Origin of the sequence: Sulfuricaulis sp. (genome assembly GCF_049587675.1) — a bacterium.
GTDB lineage: Bacteria > Pseudomonadota > Gammaproteobacteria > Acidiferrobacterales > Sulfurifustaceae > Sulfuricaulis.
The window spans coordinates 1-7684 of sequence record NZ_JBAVEJ010000260.1 but is presented as its reverse complement, the minus strand read 5'-3'; the positions used below and the strand labels follow the sequence as shown (position 1 = coordinate 7684).

6 protein-coding genes and 1 pseudogene are annotated in these 7684 nt (G+C 59.4%); 4 read left to right on the top strand and 3 right to left on the bottom strand.

Annotated features, from left to right (window positions below):
• On the bottom strand, positions 1-1501 hold a 1501-nt coding region (locus WB402_RS13635), incomplete at its 3' end, for a DNA topoisomerase (ATP-hydrolyzing) (protein WP_424208765.1).
• Between the two features lie 187 nt (positions 1502-1688).
• Positions 1689-2756, bottom strand: a complete 1068-nt coding sequence (gene mtnA / locus WB402_RS13630; protein WP_424208763.1) for an S-methyl-5-thioribose-1-phosphate isomerase — start codon at positions 2754-2756, stop codon at positions 1689-1691.
• Positions 2757-3249: 493 nt separating this feature from the next.
• Here mtnA and WB402_RS13625 point away from each other — a divergent pair, with 493 nt between their 5' ends.
• Complete coding sequence (locus WB402_RS13625; RefSeq protein WP_424208761.1) at positions 3250-3885, top strand: OmpA family protein; 636 nt, start codon at positions 3250-3252, stop codon at positions 3883-3885.
• Between the two features lie 221 nt (positions 3886-4106).
• On the opposite strand, the pseudogene WB402_RS13620 reads toward WB402_RS13625, so the two are convergent.
• Positions 4107-5263, bottom strand: a pseudogene (locus WB402_RS13620) (IS3 family transposase).
• Positions 5264-5451: 188 nt separating this feature from the next.
• Here WB402_RS13620 and WB402_RS13615 point away from each other — a divergent pair.
• From WB402_RS13615 to WB402_RS13605, 3 genes are all read left to right on the top strand, one after another.
• The gene (locus WB402_RS13615) at positions 5452-6414 is read left to right on the top strand and encodes a DnaJ C-terminal domain-containing protein (RefSeq protein ID WP_424208759.1); all 963 of its coding nucleotides are present in this window, start codon (positions 5452-5454) and stop codon (positions 6412-6414) included.
• A complete protein-coding gene (locus WB402_RS13610; RefSeq protein ID WP_424208757.1) occupies positions 6395-6718 on the top strand; it encodes a chaperone modulator CbpM in 324 nt (107 codons plus the stop codon). Before WB402_RS13615 ends, WB402_RS13610 begins: the two co-directional genes overlap by 20 nt.
• A gap of 291 nt (positions 6719-7009) precedes the next feature.
• Positions 7010-7684 (top strand): hypothetical protein (locus tag WB402_RS13605; RefSeq protein ID WP_424208755.1); only part of this gene is annotated, 675 nt, incomplete at its 3' end.

Sequence of the window (7684 nt, the reverse complement as noted above, 5' to 3'; positions counted from 1 at the left end):
CCTTCATCAGGCGCCCGGGGTTGCCGAGAATATCAAGCAGGTCGGCGATGGTCTTGAGGATGTCGGCGTATTCGTTGCGCAGCTTCTCCTGCTCGAGGCCGGTGAGGCGATGCAGCCGCAGATCGAGGATCGCCTGCGCCTGCACTTCCGTCAGGCGATAGCCCTTCGCGGTCAACCCGTAAATCTTGTCCAGTCCTTCCGGCCGGGTCAGATCGGCGGCGCCCGCCGCCAGCATCTTGGTCACGAGTTTCGCCGGCCAGGTGCGCGCGAGCATTTTCACGCGCGCGTCGTCCGGGTCCTTGGCTGCCTTGATCAGTGCGATCATCTCGTCGATGCTTTCCAGCGCGACCGCCAGGCCTTCGAGAACGTGCGCGCGGTCGCGTGACTTGCGCAGATCGTAGATCGAACGGCGCGTGACGACTTCGCGCCGGTGACGAATGAAGGCTTCGAGCAGCTCTTTAAGATTCAACAGGCGCGGCTGGCCGCTGACCAGCGCCACCGCGTTGATGCCGAACACGCTCTGCATCGCCGTGTGTTCGTAAAGATTGTTCAGGATCACGTCGGCGACCGCGCCGCGCTTGAGGTCGATCACCATGCGCATGCCAGACTTGTCCGATTCGTCGCGCAGCTCGGCGATGTCCTCGATCTTGCCTTCCTGTACCAGCTCGGCGATACGCTCGAGCAGCAGCGCCTTGTTCACCTGGTACGGAAGCTCAGTGACGACGATGGATTGCCGTCCGCGTTTTTCCTCGGTTTCGATCTCGACCCGCGCGCGCACGTAAACCCGTCCGCGCCCGGTGCGATAGGCCTCGTGGATGCCGTCGACGCCGGTGATGATTCCCGCCGTCGGGAAATCCGGGCCGGGAATGTGTTTTATCAGCTCGTCGATCGTGATGTTTTCGTCGTCGATGAGCGCGAGGCAGGCGCTGATGACTTCGTTCAGGTTGTGCGGCGGAATGTTGGTTGCCATGCCAACCGCGATGCCCGATGAACCGTTGATCAGCAGGTTCGGCAGCCGGGCCGGCATTACCAGCGGCTCGTGCTCGCTGCCGTCGTAATTCGGGCCGTAGTCGACCGTTTCCTTGTCGAGGTCGGCGAGCATCTCGTGCGCGATGCGCGCCATGCGAATTTCGGTGTAACGCATGGCCGCCGGGGCGTCGCCGTCTACCGAGCCGAAGTTGCCCTGGCCGTCGATCAGCATGTAGCGCAAGGAGAAATCCTGTGCCATGCGCACGATGGTGTCGTACACCGCGGTGTCGCCGTGGGGGTGGTATTTACCGATGACGTCGCCGACCACGCGCGCGGATTTCTTGTAGGCCTTGTTCCAGTCGTTGCCGAGCTCGTGCATGGCGAACAGCACACGCCGGTGCACCGGCTTCAGGCCGTCGCGCACGTCGGGCAGCGCCCGGCCCACGATCACGCTCATGGCGTAATCGAGGTAGGAGCGTTTCATCTCGTCTTCGAGATTGACCGGAATGGTTTCTTTGGCGAATTGTTCCATGTCGAAATCAGTTAACCGATCGCGGTTAACTTATTGATAATTAACTTATAAGTAATAGTTTTTCTGCCTGTTCCGGAACCGGTGGAAGCGCGGAATTCTAGCATGCCTACCCCCCTATCTGCACTTAAAAACCGGGGGTTTGGACGGCGCGAGAAGCGCCAAAAACAGGCTTAAAACAAGGTGGTTTTTAACTACTTTTCATCATCGCGAGCATCTTGTCGCGAGTGGGGTTCTTCACCACGCCTTTTTCGGTCACGATGGCGTCAATCAGCTCCGCTGGAGTGATATCGAAGGCCGGGTTCCAAGCCCTGGCGCCCTCGGGCGAGGTGCGCATGCCGCCGTAATTCAATACTTCAGACTCGGCGCGGGTCTCGATGGGGATCGCCGAGCCGTCGGGGGTGTTCATGTCCACGGTGCTGGTGGGCGCCACCACCATGAACTTCACGCCGTGGTGACGCGCCGCCACCGCCGTCATGTAGGTGCCGATCTTGTTGGCGGTATCGCCGTTGGCGGCGATGCGGTCCGCGCCCACGATCACCCACGCCACCTTGCCCTGCTTCATTAAATAGGTCGCGGCGCTGTCGGCGATCAGGGTTGCCGGAATTCCCTCCTGCACCAGCTCCCACGCCGTCAGGCGCGCACCCTGGAGCCAGGGGCGGGTCTCGTCGGCAAACACGCTTTTGATCTTCCCGGCGGCATAGCCGGCTCGCACCACCCCCAGAGCCGTGCCGTAACCACCCGTGGCCAGCGCCCCGGTGTTGCAGTGCGTCAGCACACCGCTGCCCGGCTCGATCAGCCCCGCGCCCAGCTCGCCCATGCGCCGGTTGGCAGCGATGTCCTCGGCATGAATGCGTTGCGCTTCCGCCAGCAGCCGCGGCACCGGGTCGCCCGCAATACCGGCATTGATGAGGCCGCGCATATGCTCCACCGCCCAGCGCAGATTCACCGCCGTCGGGCGCGCTTCAGCCAGGAGATTCAAATCCGCTTGGATCGCCTCGTGCCAGCCGTTGCGGTTCTCCTTATAACGGTCCCGAGCCGCCAGCACGACGGCATAGGCGGCAGTCACGCCAATCGCCGGCGCCCCGCGCACCACCATATCCGTGATCGCCTTGGCGCTTTCCGGGAGATGGTCGAGATATAAATGTTCGAATTTGCCGGGGAGGATGCGCTGGTCGATGAGTTTCAGCCGGCCGTTTTCCCATTCGACCGCGCGGATTTTGTCGTAAAGGATGGTATTGGATGGGGCGCTCGCCATGGCGGGCAAAGTATAACGTATGCCCCTGATCCACGCCCAGACACCCTGCGTGGACGCCCTCGCCGGCGGGAGGTTTAGATTAGCCGCAAAAGCAGTAAAGAACTTCCGCTGTATCGGCCTCCGGCCACCAACACTCACCCGCGGATCACGGCATGAAACAACAAAAACTTTTTGCAGGCTTATTCGCCATTTTGTTACTGGTTTTCAGAATATTTCTTTATCAGCGAAAACTGTGACCTGGGCCCGGTTGTTCAATTATTAAAATTATTTATATCGCTGTATGCGCGATAGCGCACAGTATCGCTTGAGGCACGCAGAGACAATGACCGTCAGGAATTGAAGGGGCAGGTCCGAATACTTTTTTCACAATGCAACTTTGCGTGAAATCAAGGTTTCGTAAGTACGGCCCTGCCAATATAACGTTGATCCACGCTATCGGTATTTTATCGAATGATTTGCGTGGGTTTTCCTCTTTGCAAAAAGGAGAATTGACATGGAACTGAAACCAATATTATTGGCCAGCCTGATATCAGGCGGATGTCTTGTTGCAACCCCGCTAAGTTTTGCCGCTTCGGATCTTATGAGCAGCGGCTATGCGCATGACAACGCGGGAAGTGTCGTGCGCAACAACAGCGGTGACTGCGTGCGCACTTCAGACTGGAGTCCTCAGTCGGCGACCACCGAATGCGACTCCGATCTCCTACCACGCGCCGCCGCGCCGGCCCCGGCTGAACCCGCAGCTCCAGCGGCTGCAGAAATCGCTGCTATCGAACCGCGACCGGAACCCATCAATATCGCCGAGAAAGCACAGTTCGATTTCGATCAGGCGGTACTGAGGGCGGAAGACAAGCGACGGCTCGATGAAGCCCTTGTCCAGATAAAAAAACTTCCTGACGACGCTACCATTCAGGTCATAGGCTACACCGACAGCATCGGCAGCGAGAAATATAACAAGGACTTATCGATGCGTCGCGCCCAAGCAGCACAGGAATATCTCGTTAACAACGGCGTCGACCAGAAACGCATCGTGATCTCGGGCATGGGTGAGTCGAATCCAGTGGCCAGTAATGCCACCGCCGATGGCCGCGCGATGAATCGCCGCGTCGATATCCAAGCCGAATCGAAATAAGAAGGAAGGCGCGCGAGCAGTTAGTTATCAATAGTTCTGCGCTGGCCGAAAGTCTAAAAGCCTTATTGTGGGGTGGCACATAACCCCACAATATCCTTTGCCGTCTTCATCAGGTGGGGCCAGCGCAAGCTGGCCCTTATTTTTTGATGCCCGTGATTGCCATGGTGCTTTCCGGGGGAATAAATCGGGCTTGAGGCGTACCCGTTTCCACAGACACGTGGTTAAGGAACAACTCGCATCTCTTCATACCGCACCGGACTGACGTAGTCGAGTGTTTCGTGTAACCGCTCCCGGTTGTAGAACACCTCGATCCACTCGAAGATCGCACTCCTGGCCTCAGTCCGTGTTCGGAAGTCCCGGTCCCAGATCAATTCATTCTTGAGTCCGCCGAAGAAGCTTTCGGCACACGCATTGTCGTAGCAGTTACCTTTGCGGCTCATGCTCGGGAGCCTATGATGGGCCTTGAGAATCCCGCGGTAGGTGGGAGTGGCGTAGAGAGTGCCTTGATCCGTGTGGTGGATGAGCCCCGGTTTGGGATGCCGGCGTTCGATGGCCATGATCAAGGCATCGGTCGTCAGTTGCCGGTTCTGCCGCTCGCTCATCGCCCAACCCACCACTTTCCGTGAGTACAGATCCAGGAGCACCGCGAGGTGGAGCCAACCCTCGCGGGTCGGGATGAAGGTGATGTCGCCGACCCAGACCCGGTTCGGCGCCGAGACGCCGAACTGCCGTTCGAGCAGGTTCGGTGCCGCCGGTTCGCTGTTCCGGGCGGCGTAGGCCGCACGGAAGCGGCGTACCCGTTTAGCCACGATGCCGTGTAGCCTTCGCAGCCGCGCGAGGCGGTTGTGGCCACAGACGATCCCGTTATCCCACAGCGCCCGATGCGTCTTCACGACGCCATAGGCTTCGCGGGAGCAGCAATGGATCTCGCGAATGCGCGTGAGTAGGCGGTGGTTGCTGCGCACACGGCGACTCTCGGGTCGTACCTTCCAGCCGTAGTAGCCACTGCGCGAGACGTTGAGCACCCGGCACATGGCGGTAACGCGATGCACGCGCGCCTGGTCGTGGATGAACTGGTACCTCACGACGATTCCCTCGCAAAGTACCGCGCGGCTTTTTTTAAAATCTCGTTCTCCTCCTGGAGGTGTGCCACCTCGCGGCGCAAGCGGGCGATCTCGGCCTCGGCTCCGGCCCGACGGCCGTGGCCCGGGAACACATCGTCTTTCCCTCGGGCACTCAACTGCTTCTGCCACTTGTAGAGCTGGTTACGCTTGATCCCGAGCTCCCGGGCGAGTACGGCGGCAGGCTTGTCGTCGCGCTCCAATAACCGCACGGCCTCCAGCTTGAACTCCTTGGTGTACGACGGACGCTTCTTCATCGGACAGCCTCCTTCAGGCATTATGTGCCTATCGGGGTGTCCGTGAAATCAGGTATGCCTCAGCCTGGCCCCATTGATTCCACCTCGGTGTACGAAACGGCGCTGAACCAGGACCTGTATTCTTGACATCGCTCGGTCCAGGCGCATGATAGACGCGTCCCATCTCACTCATCCTCCGGGCGGCCCTGATGAAATACAAAGACTACTACGGCATTTTAGGCATCGAAAAAAATGCCGGCGTGCCGGAGATCAAGAAAGCCTATCGCAAGCTCGCGCACAAGTATCACCCTGACGTCTCCAAGGAACCGAACGCCGAGGAAAAATTCAAGGAAGTCGCCGAGGCCTATGAAACGCTCAAGAACCCGGAGAAGCGCGCCGCCTACGATCAGCTCGGTAGCTATCAGCCGGGACAGGACTTCCGACCGCCCCCGGACTGGCAGAAACAGTACAGCGATACGCACTTCTCGGCCGATGATATCGATCTGTCGGACCTGTTCGCCGGCCTGCGCGGTGGCAGGTTTCACGCGCGCCAGGACCACGGCAAAATTTCGATGCCCGGGGAGGACTACGAAGTCGCGGTGCACATCACGCTCGAGGAGGCGTATCGCGGCACCGAGGTGGAACTCGACCTGAGCATGCCGGAATTCGATGACACGGGCGTGTTGCGTCGCGTGCCGCATGTCGTCAAGGCGCGCATCCCCAAAGGCGTCACGGACGGGCAAAGGCTGCGCATTCCGGGCAAGGGAGGCAAGGGATTCAACGGCGGGCGCAACGGTGATCTGTATCTCAATATCGTGCTGCACCCGCATTCGCTGTTCCGGGTGAGCGGTCACGACCTGTACTTCGATCTGCCCCTGGCCCCGTGGGAGGCCGTGCTTGGCACCAGCGTGGATGTACCGACGCCGGGTGGCCCGGTCCGGCTCAAGGTACCGCCGGGAACGCACGCCGGACAAAAGCTGCGGCTCGGTAAACGCGGACTGCCCAAGCCGCGCGCGGGCGAAGGCGATCTTTTCGCGATCGTGCAAATCGCCGTCCCTGGCGTGGTCAGCGAACGCGATCGCGCGCTGTACCAACAACTCGCGGAAGGCTCGACGTTCAATCCGCGCGGACATTTCGAACAGGAGCTTAAAAATGAAAGTCGAACTCACTGAAGTGCTGTGGCTCGATGAGCAGGAGCAATTGTCGCTGACGGAACTCGCCGGGCTGTCGGGTCTTTCGGAAACGGAACTTCACGAGCTGGTGGATTTCGGCGCCATCATACCGGTCGACCCCGGCGCCGAGCCGCTTGGCTTTCGCGCGGACTGCGTCGTGACCGCCAGAACCGCGTGCCGCTTGCGAACCGACTTCGAGCTGGACGCCCAGGGGCTGGCCTTGGCCCTGACTCTCCTCAATCGCATTCATGACCTCGAAGCGCAGCTACGCGACCTCAGCGCGCAACTGCCACACCGGCCATGATCACTCAACGGCAGAACAGAAAAGGGTCAGTACCCTTTGTTACTCAGGCTTAGGGCCTGCCCCCTTAAAGGAGTTTTTCAACACAATAGTCGCGACGCAGACGCTCATCAACGGTGCACAGCTGGAGGCGTACTCGAGTTACATAAAGATTCATCCGTCGCTATCCCAACAGAGCTCGGATGATATATTCTGTGCTTTAAAGACCCTCTCGAGCGGAAACCGGAATGCTAACTTGCAAGCGTCTCATCACACTGCTTCGCGTCGTGAGCTTTCTGAGTACTTCAGTAATCGGTGGACCAGCGCATGCCATCCAATGACTACTCGCTCGCGATCGGCCTTGCCGTGGATCGCTGGCTGGTGGTCCAGAAGCCGTCCGGGTTTTTGCCATACGGTTTCAACTTCCTTGAGGACAAGGAGTCCGAGCCGGACAGCATGTCGACTGCGAACCTCGCCCGGCAAGCAGTTACCGCCGCGGTACTGGCCGATTACTATGCCTTTACGAAGGATCCGCGGGCACGACCGGCAATAGAAAAATTCCTCACGGCTTTTGGCAGTCATTCATTAGCGATCGGAAAGAGCCTGACGCAACGTCTGGTCGAGAAAACCCATCTTTTGTCGATGCCGGTCGAGCGAAACAAAATCCGCAACGCGCTGGAACGGTTGGGCCTGCTTTTTGATAAACAAGGTCCGGGCAAAGTGCTGTCGCCAAACATGGATTACAGCAGCGTCTATACCGGAACCGTGGCCCTGGCGTTACTGACGGAACTGCGCTTCGTGCAGACCAGCCAAGACGAAAGCTTCTCCAACCTGCGGCAAGCCTGGCTGGAAGCGCTCCTGATGCTGCGAATCCCGGGGGGAGGATTCCGCGGTTTCCTAACTTCGATTGACTCCACGCCCTATGCTGATGGCGAAGCTTGGCTGGCGTTGGCTGAGTATCACCAACAATTTCCGCAGGACACGCGCGTA

What these genes read in the sequence shown, in the direction of transcription:
- mtnA (WP_424208763.1), bottom strand. Translation starts at nt 2,756, where the DNA reads ATGGCGAGCGCCCCATCCAATACCATCCTTTACGACAAAATCCGCGCG.
- WB402_RS13625 (WP_424208761.1), top strand. Translation starts at nt 3,250, where the DNA reads ATGGAACTGAAACCAATATTATTGGCCAGCCTGATATCAGGCGGATGT.
- WB402_RS13615 (WP_424208759.1), top strand. Translation starts at nt 5,452, where the DNA reads ATGAAATACAAAGACTACTACGGCATTTTAGGCATCGAAAAAAATGCC.
- WB402_RS13610 (WP_424208757.1), top strand. Translation starts at nt 6,395, where the DNA reads ATGAAAGTCGAACTCACTGAAGTGCTGTGGCTCGATGAGCAGGAGCAA.